General features: G+C 49.7%; 18 protein-coding genes and 1 other annotated feature. Of the genes, 14 read left to right on the top strand and 4 right to left on the bottom strand.

All coding sequences use genetic code 11. From position 1 onward, the window contains the following. Positions 1-142: 142 nt before the first annotated feature. The 13 genes from htpX (at position 143) to ihfA (ending at position 12,965) form a co-directional block, all read left to right on the top strand. The gene (htpX, locus tag JFY74_12065) at positions 143-1,024 is read left to right on the top strand and encodes a protease HtpX (GenBank protein QQG26872.1); all 882 of its coding nucleotides are present in this window, start codon (positions 143-145) and stop codon (positions 1,022-1,024) included. A gap of 341 nt (positions 1,025-1,365) precedes the next feature. Further along, entirely contained in the window at positions 1,366-2,532 is a 1,167-nt protein-coding gene (locus tag JFY74_12060) for a PD40 domain-containing protein (GenBank protein QQG26871.1), read from the top strand. Positions 2,533-2,746: 214 nt separating this feature from the next. Then, a complete protein-coding gene (kdgR, locus tag JFY74_12055; protein QQG26870.1) occupies positions 2,747-3,538 on the top strand; it encodes a DNA-binding transcriptional regulator KdgR in 792 nt (263 codons plus the stop codon). Between the two features lie 185 nt (positions 3,539-3,723). Next, positions 3,724-3,987, top strand: coding sequence for a YebO family protein (locus JFY74_12050; GenBank protein QQG26869.1), 264 nt, complete (start codon positions 3,724-3,726; stop codon positions 3,985-3,987). 127 nt (positions 3,988-4,114) lie between these two features. Beyond that, positions 4,115-5,536 carry an amino acid permease gene (locus tag JFY74_12045; protein QQG26868.1) on the top strand — a complete coding sequence of 474 codons (1,422 nt, stop codon included), beginning with the start codon at positions 4,115-4,117 and terminating at the stop codon, positions 5,534-5,536. Positions 5,537-5,793: 257 nt separating this feature from the next. Next, entirely contained in the window at positions 5,794-7,722 is a 1,929-nt protein-coding gene (gene thrS / locus JFY74_12040; GenBank protein ID QQG26867.1) for a threonine--tRNA ligase, read from the top strand. 2 nt (positions 7,723-7,724) lie between these two features. After that, a complete protein-coding gene (gene infC / locus JFY74_12035) occupies positions 7,725-8,267 on the top strand; it encodes a translation initiation factor IF-3 (GenBank protein QQG30530.1) in 543 nt (180 codons plus the stop codon). Positions 8,268-8,362: 95 nt separating this feature from the next. After that, complete coding sequence (gene rpmI, locus JFY74_12030; GenBank protein ID QQG26866.1) at positions 8,363-8,560, top strand: 50S ribosomal protein L35; 198 nt, start codon at positions 8,363-8,365, stop codon at positions 8,558-8,560. 43 nt (positions 8,561-8,603) lie between these two features. After that, a complete protein-coding gene (gene rplT / locus JFY74_12025; protein QQG26865.1) occupies positions 8,604-8,960 on the top strand; it encodes a 50S ribosomal protein L20 in 357 nt (118 codons plus the stop codon). A gap of 84 nt (positions 8,961-9,044) precedes the next feature. After that, positions 9,045-9,170, top strand: a sequence feature (Phe leader region). Then, positions 9,051-9,095 carry a pheST operon leader peptide PheM gene (pheM, locus tag JFY74_12020; protein QQG30529.1) on the top strand — a complete coding sequence of 15 codons (45 nt, stop codon included), beginning with the start codon at positions 9,051-9,053 and terminating at the stop codon, positions 9,093-9,095. It overlaps the preceding feature by 45 nt. A 108-nt stretch (positions 9,171-9,278) precedes the next feature. Beyond that, the gene (gene pheS, locus JFY74_12015; protein QQG26864.1) at positions 9,279-10,262 is read left to right on the top strand and encodes a phenylalanine--tRNA ligase subunit alpha; all 984 of its coding nucleotides are present in this window, start codon (positions 9,279-9,281) and stop codon (positions 10,260-10,262) included. A 14-nt stretch (positions 10,263-10,276) separates the two neighbouring features. Continuing rightward, positions 10,277-12,664: a phenylalanine--tRNA ligase subunit beta gene (gene pheT, locus JFY74_12010; protein QQG26863.1), complete on the top strand. Its 2,388-nt coding sequence runs from the start codon at positions 10,277-10,279 to the stop codon at positions 12,662-12,664. Between the two features lie 4 nt (positions 12,665-12,668). Then, positions 12,669-12,965 (top strand): integration host factor subunit alpha, encoded by a 297-nt coding sequence (ihfA, locus tag JFY74_12005; protein QQG26862.1) that lies wholly within the window; start codon positions 12,669-12,671, stop codon positions 12,963-12,965. 61 nt (positions 12,966-13,026) lie between these two features. Here ihfA and JFY74_12000 read toward each other — a convergent pair whose 3' ends face one another. The 4 genes from JFY74_12000 to nadE form a co-directional block, all read right to left on the bottom strand. Next, positions 13,027-13,452: a nitrous oxide-stimulated promoter family protein gene (locus JFY74_12000; GenBank protein QQG26861.1), complete on the bottom strand. Its 426-nt coding sequence runs from the start codon at positions 13,450-13,452 to the stop codon at positions 13,027-13,029. 136 nt (positions 13,453-13,588) lie between these two features. After that, entirely contained in the window at positions 13,589-15,307 is a 1,719-nt protein-coding gene (locus JFY74_11995) for an ABC transporter ATP-binding protein (GenBank protein QQG26860.1), read from the bottom strand. Between the two features lie 132 nt (positions 15,308-15,439). Next, entirely contained in the window at positions 15,440-16,327 is an 888-nt protein-coding gene (gene yddG / locus JFY74_11990; GenBank protein QQG26859.1) for an aromatic amino acid DMT transporter YddG, read from the bottom strand. Positions 16,328-16,415: 88 nt separating this feature from the next. Then, positions 16,416-17,240 (bottom strand): ammonia-dependent NAD(+) synthetase, encoded by an 825-nt coding sequence (nadE, locus tag JFY74_11985; GenBank protein QQG26858.1) that lies wholly within the window; start codon positions 17,238-17,240, stop codon positions 16,416-16,418. 225 nt (positions 17,241-17,465) lie between these two features. On the opposite strand from nadE, the gene osmE reads away from it, so the two are divergent. Further along, complete coding sequence (gene osmE, locus JFY74_11980) at positions 17,466-17,795, top strand: osmotically-inducible lipoprotein OsmE (protein QQG26857.1); 330 nt, start codon at positions 17,466-17,468, stop codon at positions 17,793-17,795. The last annotated feature ends 87 nt before the right edge of the window (positions 17,796-17,882 follow it).

Below are 17,882 nucleotides of genomic sequence, written 5' to 3'. Positions count from 1 at the left end.
TGGACGCTGTTTTCCTTTTGAAAAGTGTAAAGTTATGTGGATTTAGTAACTGAAAAGTTAAGAATGCTTGAAAATGCCACGGCAACCCATACGATGTAGGTATTGCAAACTTTATCTTTCTGCAAGAGGAAATCAGACCTTTATGATGCGTATTGCGCTTTTCCTGATCACCAACCTGGCGGTGATGTTGGTTTTCGGGCTGGTACTCAGCCTGACGGGAATTCAGTCCAGCAGTGTCCAGGGCTTAATGATTATGGCTGGGCTGTTTGGCTTTGGCGGTGCGTTTGTTTCACTGCTGATGTCTAAATGGATGGCGTTACGGTCCGTTGGCGGTGAAGTCATTGAACAACCACGTAACGAAACTGAACGCTGGCTGATGGAAACGGTTCGTTCACAGTCACAGCAGGCTGGGATCGCGATGCCACAGGTGGCAATCTACCATGCACCGGACATCAATGCGTTCGCGACGGGAGCCCGTCGTGATGCATCGCTGGTGGCGGTGAGTACCGGTTTGCTGCAAAACATGAGCCGTGACGAAGCGGAAGCGGTTATTGCGCATGAAATTAGCCATATCGCGAATGGCGACATGGTGACCATGACGTTGGTTCAGGGGATCGTCAACACCTTCGTTATCTTTATCTCTCGTCTGATCGCGCAGGTCGTTTCCGGCTTCCTGTCCGGCAACCGTGACGAAGGTGAAAGCAGCAATGGCAACCCGCTGGTTTATTTTGCTGTCGCGACCGTGCTGGAACTGGTGTTTGGTATTCTTGCCAGCATCATCACCATGTGGTTCTCACGCTACCGTGAATTCCATGCGGATGCTGGTTCAGCCAAGCTGGTGGGGCGTGAGAAAATGATCGCTGCGCTGCAACGCTTGAAGACCAGCTATGAGCCGCAGGAAGAGAGCAGCATGATGGCTTTCTGCATTAACGGAAAATCGAAATCCTTCAGCGAGCTGTTCATGTCACACCCGCCGTTGGATAAGCGTATCGAAGCGCTGCGCTCCGGCGAATACCTGAAGTAATTGACAATACTACCTTCCCAAAGGCCCATTCGGGCCTTTGTTATTTCTGCGTTTATGGGTTCATCGATCCTGCGTTTTCTCCGCCCGAATGTTTTCATTCGATCTGAAACAGGTGGTGAAAATATGAAGAATGTTTTATAAAATAAAACCACGATCACGGAAAAATGAAACATTGTTTCTATAATGCCGATATAACAGGCGTCTCGCGTGAGATTGGTGGCCTGATTTTTGAACAACCGGTATCGGGATGACCGACTCATCGGGCGAACGGAATGTCAGGTGATCGAAGAGTATGCGCGTGTGGCGTCAGATTCTTCATGATAAGTTCTAAGGATTTACGGATGGCCAAAGGTAACAAGATCCCCCTAACGTTTCATACCTATCAGGATTCAGCAACCGGCACCGAAGTTGTGCGCTTAACCCCGCCCGATGTTATCTGCCACCGCAACTATTTCTATCAGAAGTGTTTCTTCAATGACGGCAGCAAGCTGCTGTTTGGCGCTGCGTTTGATGGCCCGTGGAATTACTACCTGCTGGATTTAAAAGAGCAGAGCGCCACGCAGCTGACGGAAGGCAAAGGCGACAACACTTTCGGTGGTTTCCTGTCTCCGAATGACGATGCGCTGTATTACGTTAAAAATACCCGTAATCTGATGCGTGTCGATCTGGCTACGCTGGAAGAGAAAACGATTTATCAAGTGCCTGACGATTGGGTCGGCTACGGTACTTGGGTTGCTAACTCTGATTGCACCAAAATGGTCGGCATTGAGATCAAGAAAGAAGACTGGAAACCACTGACCGATTGGAAAAAATTCCAGGAATTCTACTTCACTAATCCTTGCTGTCGTTTGATTCGTGTCGATTTGGTCACGGGTGAAGCTGAGACTATCCTTCAGGAAAACCAGTGGCTGGGTCACCCCATCTACCGTCCGGGTGATGATAACACCGTCGCGTTCTGCCATGAAGGCCCGCATGACCTGGTTGATGCGCGTATGTGGTTCATCAATGAAGATGGCACCAACATGCGTAAAGTGAAAGAGCATGCTGAAGGCGAAAGCTGCACCCACGAATTCTGGGTACCAGATGGTTCAGCGATGATTTATGTCTCTTACCTGAAAGACGATACCAATCGCTACATTCGCAGCATCGATCCCGTTACGCTGGAAGATCGTCAACTGCGCGTCATGCCGCCGTGTTCTCACCTGATGAGTAACTATGACGGTACGCTGCTGGTGGGTGATGGCTCCGATGCGCCGGTCGACGTGCAGGACGATGGCGGCTACAAAATTGAGAACGATCCGTTCCTGTATGTTTTCAACCTGAAAACTGGCAAAGAACATCGTATTGCACAGCACAATACATCCTGGGAAGTGCTGGAAGGTGACCGTCAGGTTACTCACCCGCACCCGTCTTTCACACCAGATAATAAACAAGTCCTGTTTACTTCTGACGTAGATGGAAAACCTGCGCTGTATCTGGCGAAGGTTCCTGATTCAGTTTGGAACTAATAATACTAATAAATCCGCGTCACACTTTATGGCGCGGATTATTTTAAAATATTTTCTTACATATTATTTTATTAAGTCTCTGACGCGGTTATTTCTCAAACTTAACTTGATTATCGTTATTGCTCCATTGCCATAATCAAAGCGTTCCCTTTATACTAAAACCATTGTTCTATTTTTTTTAAAACAAAAAAACCTGAGTAGGGTAACCAAAAAAATGGCTAGTGCAGATTTAGATAAACAACCCGATTCCGTGTCGTCCGTTTTAAAGGTTTTTGGTATTTTACAGGCATTAGGTGAAGAGAGAGAAATTGGTATTACCGAGCTTTCTCAGCGAGTCATGATGTCTAAGAGTACTGTTTACCGCTTCTTGCAGACGATGAAATCCCTGGGCTATGTTGCGCAGGAAGGTGAATCAGAGAAATATTCGCTGACGCTCAAGTTGTTTGAACTTGGGGCAAAGGCATTGCAGAACGTAGATTTAATCCGCAGTGCGGATATACAGATGCGTGAATTGTCTGCACTAACGCGGGAAACAATCCACCTTGGCGCGTTGGATGAAGACGGCATCGTTTATATCCACAAAATTGACTCGATGTATAACCTGCGTATGTATTCGCGCATTGGTCGCCGTAATCCGCTGCACAGTACCGCCATCGGTAAAGTGCTGTTGGCATGGCGCGATCGTAGCGAAGTGGAAGAGGTTCTGTCGACTGTCGAATTCACCCGTAGCACGCCACACACGCTGTGTTCTGCTGAAGCGCTTCTCAACCAATTGGATGTCGTGCGCGAGCAAGGTTACGGAGAAGATAACGAAGAGCAGGAAGAAGGGCTGCGTTGTATCGCCGTCCCAGTGTTCGATCGCTTTGGCGTAGTGATTGCTGGCCTCAGTATTTCTTTCCCAACGATTCGTTTTTCAGAAGAAAACAAACACGAATATGTGGCGACGCTGCATACTGCAGCAAGAAATATCTCTGAGCAAATGGGCTACCACGATTACCCTTTCTGATATTCCCTATCAATGTCTGAGCCTGTCCTTGCCGACAGGCTTTTTTTTATTTTTACACCAATACGATAGAGATACGCATCAACACGATGTGGATAACGGATAGGGTTGGGTATCGAACTTGGCTATGCCACGGTGGTAAGATAGCCCACAGGTACCTGTCATAAGTGGTTATAAGTGGAGTCGTTGTGAACATATTAGAAGTGGTTTTTGTCTTGCTGATTGTGCTGCTGGCCGCGCTGGTCTGGTTTTTTGTTAATCGGGCGAGTGTCAGAGCGAATGAGCAAGTGAAATTGCTGCAGGAGATCGTAGAGCAGCAACGCCAGCAGTTAGCGTTATTGAAAAAATTGCTGCCCAAAAATGCAGAGAAATGCGAGCCTGAAGCGCTTGCCGACGAGCTTGATCGTGATGATGTGGAGTTAACGTTTAAAAGTGTTATCCCGGAACGTTAATGGCTCAAGCACTGTGTAACGCGTAAAACACCTATCCCTTTGCCTGCTGATGTCATCCTTCATGCTGATGGCGTCAGCGGGCATTGTTATAAAATGAAGAAGGCTTTACAGGAAGCACAAAAACAACATGGCAAATGCTCAAAATGACATACCAAACCATCAAAAAAATATAGCAACGGATCAACAGGAATTGGTTTTAAAACGAGGGTTAAAGAACCGACATATTCAACTGATTGCGCTGGGTGGCGCGATTGGTACCGGATTGTTTTTAGGGATATCGCAGACTATCCAAATGGCTGGGCCGTCCGTTTTATTGGGCTATGCGGTTGCTGGAATGATTGCGTTTCTGATTATGCGACAGCTGGGCGAGATGGTGGTGGAAGAACCGGTAGCGGGTTCGTTTAGCCATTTTGCCTATAAGTATTGGAGCGATTTTGCGGGCTTTCTGGCTGGCTGGAACTACTGGGCGATGTTTATTCTGGTAGGGATGGCTGAGCTGACGGCCGTGGGGATTTATATCCAATACTGGTGGCCTGAAACGCCAACCTGGCTGTCCGCCGCAATATTCTTCGTGCTGATCAACCTTATCAATCTGGTCAATGTGCGGATGTTTGGGGAAACAGAATTCTGGTTTGCCCTCATCAAAGTCCTTGCCATCGTTGGGATGATTGTCTTCGGCAGTTGGTTGCTGCTGAGTGGCAATGGTGGTGAAACGGCAACGGTGCGTAACTTATGGATCCACGGTGGATTCATGCCGAATGGCGCAAGCGGATTGATCATGGCGATGGCGGTGATCATGTTTTCATTCGGCGGTCTGGAATTGGTGGGGATTACCGCTGCTGAAGCTGCTGATCCGAAACGCTCTATTCCGCAGGCGACGAATCAGGTGGTCTACCGCATCCTGATTTTCTATATCGGTGCGCTGTCTATTTTGTTATCGCTTTATCCATGGGGAAAGGTTGTCGATGGCGGGAGCCCGTTTGTTCTGATTTTCCAGGCGTTGAATAGCAATATAGTGGCAAACGTACTTAACATCGTGGTACTCACGGCGGCATTATCGGTCTACAACAGCGGCGTGTACTGCAATAGTCGGATGCTGTACGGTTTGGCAAAACAGGGAAATGCGCCAAAATCTCTTGCGAAGGTCAATGCGCGCGGTGTCCCTGTCCGTTCTATCGTACTGTCTGCATTAGCGACATCGTTCGGTGTAGCGATCAACTACCTGATGCCAGGCAAAGCCTTTGAGCTGTTGATGGCGCTGGTGGTATCGACGCTGGTGATTAACTGGATCATGATCTGCTTTGCGCACCTGCGTTTTCGTCAGGCGATGATAGAGAAGGGGATTGTCCCTGCGTTTAAAGCCTTCTGGTATCCGTGGGGCAACTACCTGTGTCTGGCGTTTTTGGCGGGGATTTTGGTGATTATGCTGTTGTCTCCGGGGATTCGTATTTCAGTCATCTTAATTCCGTTCTGGATTGCCGTTATTTGGTTTGGCTTCCGATTCTCCCGCAAAAATAATGCAGCGCTGAAGTCGGTGCAGACACCGTAAACACCTCGTGGCCTGTTCACCACTATGCAAAGATGAACAGGCTACCCATCCAGCTTTAACACGCAAGTTATAAGGTGTATTATTGCCCCGACGTTATCCATGTCACGCTAATGCGCTCCTTTAGTGTTCGCATCATGTGTATATATTTCACAGAGTAAAGAGAAATAGCATGGTTAACACTTTTGATTTTCAATTGATATACGATTTTTTGCATGTGAGCTTTCGTGTGGCTCACCACTGTAAATAAGGGAATTATAATGCCAGTTATCACCCTTCCTGATGGAAGTCAGCGTCATTACGACCACGCCGTTTCTCCCCTCGATGTTGCACTGGATATTGGTCCCGGTTTGGCAAAAGCCTGTATCGCTGGACGTGTCAATGGCGAGCTGGTTGACGCTAGCGATAAGATCGATACTGATGCGCAGTTAGCCATCATCACTGCCAAAGATGAAGCCGGTCTGGAAATTATTCGCCACTCCTGTGCGCACCTGCTGGGCCATGCGATTAAGCAACTGTGGCCAGATACCAAAATGGCGATTGGTCCAGTTATCGATAACGGTTTTTACTATGACGTTGATATCGACCGTACCCTGACTCAGGAAGATATTGAGCTGCTCGAAAAGCGTATGCACGAGCTTGCCGACACTGACTATGACGTCATTAAGAAAAAAGTCAGTTGGCAGGAAGCGCGCGATGCGTTCGCGGTACGCGGCGAGACCTACAAAATTGCGATTCTGGATGAGAACATCAGTCGTGACGATCGTCCGGGTCTGTATCACCATGAAGAATACATCGATATGTGCCGTGGTCCGCACGTACCGAATATGCGTTTCTGCCACCATTTCAAATTGCAGAAAACGTCCGGTGCTTACTGGCGTGGCGACAGCAAAAACAAAATGCTGCAACGCATTTACGGCACCGCATGGGCAGATAAAAAGCAACTGGCTTCTTACCTGCAACGTCTTGAAGAAGCGTCTAAGCGCGACCACCGCAAGATCGGCAAACAGCTTGACCTGTACCATATGCAGGAAGAAGCGCCAGGTATGGTGTTCTGGCACAACGACGGCTGGACGATCTTCCGCGAGTTGGAAGCGTTTGTACGCATGAAGCTGAAGTCGTACCAGTACCAAGAAGTAAAAGGTCCATTCATGATGGATCGCGTGATGTGGGAAAAAACCGGCCACTGGGAAAACTACAAAGAAGCGATGTTCACGACGTCATCAGAAAACCGTGAATACTGCATCAAGCCAATGAACTGCCCAGGTCATGTACAGATTTTCAATCAGGGGTTGAAATCATACCGCGATCTGCCGCTGCGTATGGCCGAGTTCGGTAGCTGTCACCGTAATGAGCCGTCAGGCTCTCTGCATGGCTTAATGCGCGTGCGTGGCTTCACTCAGGACGATGCACACATCTTCTGTACGGAAGAGCAGGTTCGTGATGAAGTGAACAGCTGCATTAAGATGGTGTATGACATGTACAGCACCTTCGGTTTTGAAAAAATCGTGGTGAAACTGTCTACGCGTCCTGAAAAACGTATTGGTAGCGATGAGATGTGGGATCGCGCTGAAGCCGATTTGGCCGCCGCGTTGACTGAAAACAACATTGAGTTTGCCTATCAGCCGGGTGAAGGGGCGTTCTACGGCCCAAAAATTGAATTTACCCTGCATGACTGTTTGGATCGTGCGTGGCAGTGTGGTACGGTGCAACTCGACTTTTCATTACCGGGTCGTTTGAACGCGTCTTACGTTGGCGAAAGCAACGAGCGTCAGGTGCCTGTTATGATTCACCGGGCTATTTTGGGATCAATGGAGCGTTTCATCGGTATTCTGACCGAAGAATTCGCCGGTTTCTTCCCAACTTGGTTAGCCCCGGTTCAAGTGGTGATTATAAATATCACCGATAGCCAGTCTGATTATGTCAACGAATTGACCCGAAAACTGCAAGAAGCGGGCATTCGTGTAAAAGCAGACTTGAGAAATGAGAAGATAGGCTTTAAAATCCGCGAACACACTTTACGCCGAGTTCCCTACATGCTGGTTTGTGGCGACAAAGAGGTCGAGACAGGAAAAGTTGCTGTCCGCACTCGTCGTGGTAAAGACCTTGGGAGCCTGGATGTCAGTGAAGTTATCAGTAAGCTGCAGCAAGAGATTCGCAGCCGTAGTCTTCATCAATTGGAGGTATAGGTATTAAAGGCGGAAAACGAGTTCAACCGGCGCGTCCTAATCGCATCAACAGAGAGATTCGCGCACATGAGGTACGCCTGTCAGGCGTAGAAGGCGAACAGCTGGGCATCGTAAGTCTAAATGAAGCATTAGAAAAAGCCGAAGAAGCAGGTGTTGATTTAGTTGAAATCAGTCCGAACGCCGAGCCGCCGGTTTGCCGAATTATGGATTACGGCAAGTTCCTTTATGAGAAGAGTAAGTCCACAAAGGAACAGAAGAAAAAACAAAAAGTTATTCAGGTCAAGGAAATCAAATTCCGACCTGGTACCGATGATGGCGACTATCAGGTCAAACTACGCAACCTGATTCGCTTTCTTGAAGACGGTGACAAAGCTAAAATCACACTGCGTTTCCGCGGTCGTGAAATGGCGCACCAACAGATTGGTATGGAAGTGCTTAACCGCGTTCGTGACGATCTGAGTGAACTGGCAGTTGTCGAATCCTTCCCATCGAAGATCGAAGGCCGCCAGATGATCATGGTGCTAGCACCGAAGAAGAAACAGTAAGGCATTCAAGTAACAAGACCGTACAACCACTGTGTTGTACGGTCTTGTTCGCCTTGTCTGATTCGTTTTATTAACAATGCGAAGTGGAAATAACAATGCCAAAGATTAAAACAGTACGTGGCGCCGCTAAACGCTTTAAAAAAACCGCAAGCGGTGGTTTTAAGCGTAAGCATGCTAACCTGCGTCATATTCTGACCAAAAAGTCAACTAAGCGTAAACGTCACCTGCGTCCGAAAGGTCTGGTCTCCAAAGGGGATCTGGGTCTTGTCATCGCATGTCTGCCGTACGCATAAGTAACCTTTTTTTAATTCAGAATAAGATTTTAGGAGAGAGCATATGGCTCGCGTAAAACGTGGTGTAGTTGCCCGTGCACGTCACAAGAAAATATTGAAACAAGCGAAAGGTTACTACGGTGCCCGTTCGCGTGTTTATCGTGTTGCCTTCCAGGCAGTAATCAAAGCTGGTCAATACGCTTACCGCGACCGTCGTCAACGTAAACGTCAATTCCGCCAGCTGTGGATTGCACGTATCAATGCGGCAGCTCGTCAAAACGGCTTGTCTTACAGCAAATTCATCAACGGCCTGAAAAAAGCCTCTGTTGAAATTGACCGTAAGATTCTGGCTGATATCGCAGTATTCGATAAGTTAGCGTTCAGCGCGCTGGTCGAAAAAGCGAAAGCAGCACTGGCGTAAGTCAGTTGAGAGAGGGAGCTTTGGCTCCCTCTTTTCGTCGAGTTTTACACTTTTATTTTTTATTATTTATAAGACAAAGGTAACGCAAGTATGAACGCTGCTATTTTCCGTTTCTTTTTTTACTTTAGCGCCTGAATTCAGGGGGCTTTGCGCGTAAGAAAAGAAACGAAAAGTAGCGCTTAAGCCTCCCCATAGGGAGGCTTTTTTGTTTACAATAATCGGTTTTTACTCTTGTTTTTAGTAACATTTATCGTTTTGAGTAAAACGACATTCTTCAATCATGACCGTTGGCCACATAGGCAGAAAAAGAGGAACACAATGCCACATCTCGCAGAGCTGGTTGCCAAAGCCAGAACAGCTATAGAAGAGGCTCAGGATATTACCGCACTGGAAAATGTGCGTGTCGAATATCTGGGCAAAAAAGGTCACTTAACCCTTCAGATGACCTCGCTGCGCGAGTTGCCGGCTGAAGAACGCCCTGCGGCTGGTGCTGTCATTAACCAAGCTAAGCAAGACGTTCAGGACGCGCTGAATGCCCGTAAGCACATGCTGGAATCCGCTGAGTTAAATGCGCGTCTGGCACAAGAAACCATCGACGTTTCCCTGCCGGGCCGCACCATTGAAAATGGTGGCTTGCATCCGGTGACCCGTACCATAGATCGCATCGAAACCTTTTTCGGCGAGCTGGGTTTTTCAGTCGTAACCGGGCCAGAAATCGAGGACGACTATCACAACTTTGATGCGCTGAATATTCCAGGGCATCACCCTGCGCGTGCTGACCACGACACGTTCTGGTTTGATGCTACACGCCTGCTGCGTACACAGACTTCTGGCGTTCAGATTCGTACCATGGAAAAGCAGCAACCGCCTATACGTATCATCGCGCCTGGTCGCGTTTATCGTAACGATTACGATCAGACCCACACGCCGATGTTCCATCAGATGGAAGGGTTGATCGTCGATAAAGATATCAGCTTCACCAACCTGAAAGGTACGCTGCATGATTTCCTGCGTAATTTCTTTGAGGAAGATTTGCAGGTTCGTTTCCGCCCGTCTTATTTCCCGTTTACCGAACCATCTGCTGAAGTGGATGTGATGGGTAAAAACGGTAAATGGCTGGAAGTTCTGGGCTGCGGCATGGTGCACCCGAATGTCCTGCGTAATGTCGGTATCGACCCAGAAGTGTATTCCGGCTTCGCGTTCGGTATGGGTATGGAGCGTCTGACGATGTTGCGTTACGGCGTGACCGATCTGCGTGCATTCTTCGAAAACGATCTGCGTTTCCTCAAACAGTTTAAGTAAGGCGGGTATACATCATGAAATTCAGTGAACTCTGGTTACGCGAGTGGGTAAACCCGGCAGTTGACAGTGAAACGCTATCTGAACAGATCACGATGGCAGGGCTGGAAGTGGATGGCGTTGAGCCTGTTGCCGGCGCATTCCACGGCGTGGTTGTCGGTGAAGTGGTTGAATGTGGGCAGCACCCGAACGCAGACAAACTGCGTGTGACGAAAGTCAATGTAGGCGGTGATCGCCTGCTGGACATCGTCTGTGGTGCGCCGAACTGCCGTCAGGGCCTGAAAGTGGCGGTGGCGACGGTGGGAGCCGTATTGCCGGGCGATTTTAAAATCAAAGCAGCCAAGCTGCGTGGCGAGCCGTCTGAAGGCATGCTGTGCTCATTTTCCGAGTTGGGCATTTCCGACGATCACGATGGTATCATCGAGCTGCCAGTAGATGCGCCGATTGGCACGGATATCCGTGAGTACCTGAAGCTGGATGACAACGCGATTGAAATCAGCGTGACGCCGAACCGTGCAGATTGCCTCGGTATCATCGGTGTGGCGCGCGATGTCGCCGTGTTGAATCAACTGGCGTTGAATGAACCGACTACTGAGCCCGTTGCCGCGACGATTCAGGATACTTTCCCGATTCAGGTCGATGCGCCGCAGGCATGCCCGCGTTACTTAGGTCGTGTGGTGAAAGGCATCAACGTTAAGGCGGCAACGCCGCTGTGGATGCGTGAAAAACTGCGTCGTTGCGGTATTCGTTCTATCGATCCAGTGGTTGACGTGACTAACTACGTTCTGCTGGAGCTCGGTCAACCAATGCACGCGTTCGATCTTGACCGTCTCAGCGGCGGCATTATCGTGCGTATGGCGACAGAAGGCGAAACACTGACGTTGCTGGATGGTAATGAAGCGAAGCTGAATGCGGATACGCTGGTTATCGCTGACCAGCAGAATGCGCTGGCGATGGGCGGTATCTTTGGCGGCGAACATTCTGGCGTCAATGAAGAGACACGAAACGTTCTGCTGGAATGCGCTTATTTCAATCCGCTGTCGATTACTGGACGCGCACGTCGTCACGGTTTGCACACTGATGCTTCTCACCGCTACGAGCGTGGTGTTGATCCGGCGTTACAGCACAAAGCCATTGAACGCGCGACTCGTCTGCTGATTGATATCTGTGGTGGTGAAGCGGGTCCGGTGGTTGATGTTACCAGCGAGGCAGACTTGCCGACGCGCGCAACGATTACGCTGCGCCGTGAAAAGCTGGATCGTCTGATTGGCCATGTGATTGCGGATGAGCAGGTGAGCGATATTCTGCAACGTTTGGGCTGTAACGTCGCGAAAACCGATGCAGGTTGGCAGGCGACGGCACCGAGCTGGCGCTTCGACATGGAAATTGAAGAGGATCTGGTTGAAGAAGTCGCGCGTATTTACGGCTATAACAACATTCCGAATATTCCGACTCAAGCTCCGCTGATTATGACCTCGCATCGCGAAGCGTCACTGTCATTGAAGCGCGTGAAGACATTATTAGTCGATCACGGGTATCAAGAAGCAATTACTTACAGTTTTGTTGACCCGAAAATTCAAGGGTTAATCCACCCTAATGAAGCGTCGCTGAGCCTGCCGAGTCCGATTTCCGCAGAGATGTCGGTGATGCGTTTATCGCTGTGGAGTGGCTTGCTGAGTGCTGCGGTGTATAACCAAAACCGTCAACAAAGCCGCCTACGCCTGTTTGAAAGCGGCCTCCGTTTTGTACCGGACACCCGTGCTGACCTGGGTATTCGCCAGGATCTGATGCTGGCGGGTGTGATTACTGGCACCCGTTATGAAGAGCATTGGGATCTGGCGCGTCAGGCCGTTGACTTCTATGATTTAAAAGGCGATTTGGAAGCGGTACTGGCATTGACGGGCAAGTTGTCTGAGGTTGAGTTCAAGGCCGAAAATAATCCGGCATTGCATCCAGGACAAAGTGCTGCTATTTATCTGTGCGGAGAACGCATTGGATTTATTGGCGTTATTCACCCAGAACTGGAGCGCAAGTTGGATCTTAACGGGCGCACCGTGGTGTTCGAATTGTTGTGGGATAAGGTCTCAGACCGCGTATTGCCTGAGGCGAACGAGATTTCCCGCTTCCCAGCGAACCGTCGCGATATCGCCGTTGTGGTCGCTGAAAATGTCCCTGCGGGCGATATTTTGGCTGAGTGTAAGAAAGTTGGCGCAAATCAGTTAGTTGGCGTAAACTTATTCGACGTGTACCGAGGGAAGGGCGTAGCGGAAGGTTATAAGAGTCTGGCTATCAGTCTGACCCTGCAAGATACCACGCGTACACTGGCAGAAGAGGAAATTGCCGCTACCGTTGCAGAATGCGTAGCAGCATTAAAACAGCGATTCCAAGCATCCTTGAGGGATTGAACCTATGGCGCTTACTAAAGCTGAAATGTCAGAATACCTGTTTGAGAAGCTCGGGCTGAGCAAACGGGATGCCAAAGAGCTAGTCGAGCTGTTTTTTGAAGAAGTTCGTCGCGCTTTGGAAAATGGCGAGCAGGTCAAGTTGTCAGGTTTTGGCAATTTTGATTTGCGAGACAAGAACCAACGTCCGGGACGTAACCCAAAAACTGGCGAAGATATTCCGATTACGGCGCGCCGTGTGGTCACGTTCCGTCCGGGGCAAAAGCTAAAAAGCAGGGTAGAGAACGCCTCTCCCAAAGAGTAACAGAGTCACCCAAAAAGGCCGCGCAAGCGGCCTTTTCCTATCTTATTCGTCTTCACATTATCTATTTCAACGCCGATTCGGTATCTGCTGGTGCCGTATGCTGCGAAGCTAAGCGGGTTGCCCGCCCGATTGACACTTTTGGCGCGGTCTCTTTTTTCGGATAGTCCGGCACGGGTCGATGATCGTCAATTAAATGGCGTATTGCCAAAATCGGGTGGCGTAACAACATCCGTGGCCCCGACCAACGCATAATTGCTTTTATCGCCTCACGTCTGGCGGGTTGATAGCAGTGAATGGGGCAATGCTTACACGCGGGTTTATCTTCACCGAACTGGCAGCGTTCCAGACGCTTGATGGCGTAATTAAATAAGTCTTTATACTGCGCGTTATCGTCGGTTTCAGGATGATGCTTTTCATACAGTTCGATCATCAATCCGACGGTACGGATCTCCCGCTGTCGGTATTTTCCCAGGGGTTTTCTCGCCATGTGCGTCATGTCCTGATGAAATTATAATAGATGTATTTTAAATGCAATTTATTGCAAGGAAAACCTCTGAAGTCACATCTATGTGGGAAAGCAGAGAGAAAAAGGCGAGGAGAACCCTCGCCGAGGGAGATCGCAATCAGGCCTGACCGAACTGCGCCTGATGTAATCTGGCATAGATACCACTTTGATCCAGCAGTACCTGATGGCTGCCTTGCTCAATGATGCTGCCGTTATCCACCACCACAATGCGCCCGGCATTCTGTATGGTTGCCAGCCTGTGGGCGATGATCAACGTGGTACGTCCTGCGGAAAGCTCGCTGAGCGACTGCTGTATCGCCTGCTCTGTCGCGGTATCCAGTGCAGATGTCGCTTCGTCCAGAATCAAGATCGGCGGGTTTTTCAGGAAAATTCGCGCGATTGATAAACGCTGCTTTTGTCCGCCTGAGAGTTTAACACCGCGCTCGCCGACCACGGTATCCAACCCGTCAGGCAGATTTTCGATCAGCTCATCTAACCGCGCACGTCGTGCGGCTTCCATGATTTCTTCATCGCTGGCATCAAGCTTACCGTAAGCGATGTTTTCCCGAATGGTGCCGCCGAATAGGAAGACATCCTGCTGTACGATGCCGATTTGACTGCGTAGCGATGCCTGCGTCATCTGGCGGATATCCATGCCGTCAATGGTGATGGCCCCGCTGGTTAAATCGTAGAAGCGGGGAAGCAGGGAACAGAGGGTGGTTTTGCCCGCACCGGATGGGCCGACAAACGCCACGGTTTCCCCTGCGCGAATCGACAGGTCGATATTACGCAGAATCGGACGATCGGCAGAATAACCAAAGCTCACCTGATTAAAGCGGATATCGCCTTTCAGCGGCCCGGCATCATGCGCATCGGGGGCGTCCGCAATCTCAGGAACGGTGTCGATCAGTTGAGTAAAGCGTTTGAATCCCGCAATACCTTTGGGATAGCTCTCCAACACCGAGGTAATTTTGGCGACCGGTCGGAAGAAAACCTCAATCAGCAGCAGGAAGCCGATAAAACCGCCGTAGCTGAGTTCGCCCTGAATGACATACCAAATACCGGCCAGCATCACGATAAGCTGTATCAGGCGCGTGCTGAGGTAACTGAGCGTCATGCTGGCGGTCATGATGCGATAGGCCTGCAACTTGGTACGACGGTAGTTTTCGTTATCGTTGGAGAACAGTTTCTTCTCATGCGCTTCATTGGCAAACGCTTTAACGACGCGGATACCCCCAACGCTTTCTTCAATTCGGGCGTTGAAGTTGCCCACCTGACCGAAAAGCTGGCGCCAGGTCTCTGTCATGCGCGCGCCGTAACGGCTGACGAGATACGTCATGAACGGCACGATAATAATCGTCAGCAGCGCCAGATTCAGGTGAACCGTCGCCATCAGGATGAACGCACCAATAAACGTCATGATCGCGAGGAAGAGGTCTTCCGGGCCGTGATGGGCAATTTCCCCCACTTCTTCCAGATCTTTGGTGACGTGGGTGATGATATGGCCGGTCTTCATATTGTCGTAGTAACGGAACGGCAAATTTTGCAGGTGCTCAAATGCCTGCCGCCGCATATCGGTTTCAATACCCACGCCCAGCGCATGTCCCCAATAGTTGACGATGGCCATCAGCGCGGTATTCAGCAGGTACACCGCCAATAGCGCCACCGACGCTAACAGGATCAGCGACCAATCCTGATCCGGCAATAGTTTGTCGATGAACGCTTTAATCGCCATCGGAAACCCTAATTCAAGCAGGCCAGCGATAATGGCACAGCCGAAATCGAGGACGAATAACCCTTTGTAAGGGGAATAGTACGAAAAGAAACGCCTTAACATGTGTGACTATTTTTTAGGTAACGAAATGTGAGGACGACTATAACAGGTTAGTAAGAAAAATATGACCACGAGCAGATTAGGGTTTTTATTGGTCAGGAAATCCAGACGAAAACAGCAGGGGGCGGCGGCAGATCAGCTTGTCGGCGTACGCGTTGCATACCAGCAAAGCAGTGAGCCTGCCGTGACCATGACGACGCCTTGCCAAAATGAAATGGCGGGCGTGATATTGAGCCAGAACGCGGCCAATAGTGTGGAAAGCACGGGCGTGAAATAAGAGGCGGTTGCCAGAAATGTTAGGTTGCCATGCTGAATACCAGCATTCCAGGCGGAATAGGCCAATGCGGTTGATGCGCCCATAAAGAGTAGTTGCAGCGAACTCGGCAAGGTTAATGAAATCGCACTTTCGCCACTGAAGGAATACTGCGTCCAGAGTATGAGGGCGGTGATGAGAAAGAACAGCGAGACACCGCTTTTTCCTTGCCCATAACGCTTAGTGATATTGCAGTAGAGCGCCCAGGTTAAGGCCGCAGAAAACGCCAGACTGTAGGCCAGCGGGTTAGCAAGAACGTTGTTCCACAGCAGTTCTGGTGTCCAATCACTTTCTCCTTTCATAATCCATATGATGCCGCCCAGCGCGAGCGCGAGACCGGGCCAGAGCAGGAAACGACTTTTCTGCTGATTGATAAAAAGAGAAAAAAGAATGGTCAAACTGGGCCACAAATAGTTAATCATCCCTATTTCTATCGCCTGCATGCGGCTATCCGCTAGCCCGATGGACAGTGACAGAAATATCTCGTAGCAGACAAACATCGCACCGCCTGCGAATAAATAGATTCTGGGTAGCGTTTTAATGCGGGGAAGACCATAAAAGGCCAGAAGACATAGCGTGCTGGTGGAATAAATCATCGCGGCGCCGCCGATGGGGCCGAGCGCTTCTGTCAGACTACGGATAAGCCCGACGGATGTGCTCCATAAAACGATCGCCAGTAGGCCCGTGAGCGTGGCGCGCTGTGGCGTCATATTCATACCCGGTTATGAAGTCTGTGCAGAAGAAACCAAAAACAAACCGGACGCCGTTATCCACGCCCGGTTTGTTCATCGCGATGACTTATCGCCAGAAATCATCAAAAACGGTAATCGGCGGACGACGCTTGTGTTCGGTTTTGCGATACCAGTTTTCGATAGTGGCCGCATCATTAGCCTCGATCTGCTTGCCTTCCAGATAGTCGTCGATCTTCTCATAGGTCACACCGAGAGCGACTTCATCGGGGAGGGACGGACGGTCTTCTTCCAGATCGGCGGTGGGGGCTTTGGTATAAAGATGAGAAGGGCAGCCCAGTTCGCGTAGCAGCGCTTTGCCCTGCCGCTTGTTCAGTCGGAAAATCGGGTTGATATCGGTACCGCCATCACCGTATTTGGTGAAAAAGCCCGTTACCGCCTCTGCCGCATGATCGGTGCCGACGACGAGGCCGGCATTCATACCTGCGATGCTGTACTGCGCTTTCATGCGTTCTCTGGCTTTCTCGTTACCTTTTACAAAATCGGAAAGCTCTACGCCAATGGCACGTAAGGTGGCTTCACTGGCCTCGATCGCAGGCTTGATGTTGACGGTTAATACGCGGTCTGGCTGGATGAAGGCGATGGCGTCCTGACAGTCGGCTTCATCCGCCTGCACGCCGTAAGGCAGGCGCACGGCGATGAACTGATAGCGAGAATTTCCGGTTTCATTGCGTAATTCCGTGATAGCCATCTGGCACAGTTTGCCGGTCAGCGTGGAATCCTGACCTCCGCTGATACCCAAAACTAACGACGTAACGAACGGGTGAGCGTTCAGATAATTCTTTAAAAAATCAACGCTAACACGGATTTCCTGTGCTGGTTCGATGCTGCTTTTCACTCCCAACGCAGTGATAATGTCGTTTTGTAATGACATGCCATCCCCTCCTGAACTTATTGATACTGCAAAAGAATTATTACGATTGCCTGAGTGTAAAACGAATTGGCGTGAAGAAAAAGAACAAGCTGTCAGGTAGCTATTTTCCCTATAGATAACCCGTTTTAGACTATTGGCCAATAGGTTACATACTCTCCTTATAATTTGAAAAAGTGGACGCTGCCGACTAGCCTTAGGGTGACCCATTAATAATGAGGTAATGAGATGAAGAATAACAGATTACTGATATGTATTGCGGCAGCGGGTGCTGTCATGTTGGCGGGATGTTCGGCTTATAATAAGGCAGAAAGTTATGTTAATGAGCCGGTGGTGAAAGGTGTGAAGGTAGGAATGACGAAGCAGCAGGTTCATCAACTTGCAGGCAGCGGGGTAGAAAAACGTCTGGTGAATGCCAAGGGAACCTGTAGCGATTATCTGCTGAAGAACCGTGATGGTACTGCACAGAACTATTTCGTTAGCTACAACGAGACTGGACATGTGCTCAATAAAGGTTTCCAGAGCTGCCAAGCTTACGATACTAACCCACAGCGCTAAGCCACCGTACCTGTCATAAGAAAATGCCGACAGCTTCCGCTGTCGGCGTTTTCTTTTGCATGGCAAATGTGGCTTAACGATGTGTCA

The sequence above is a fragment of the Pectobacterium carotovorum genome (assembly GCA_016415585.1).
GTDB classification, from domain to species: Bacteria; Pseudomonadota; Gammaproteobacteria; order Enterobacterales; family Enterobacteriaceae; genus Pectobacterium; species Pectobacterium carotovorum_K.
The sequence above is the reverse complement of the archived record's forward strand: the minus strand, read 5'-3'. Positions and strand labels throughout refer to the sequence as shown.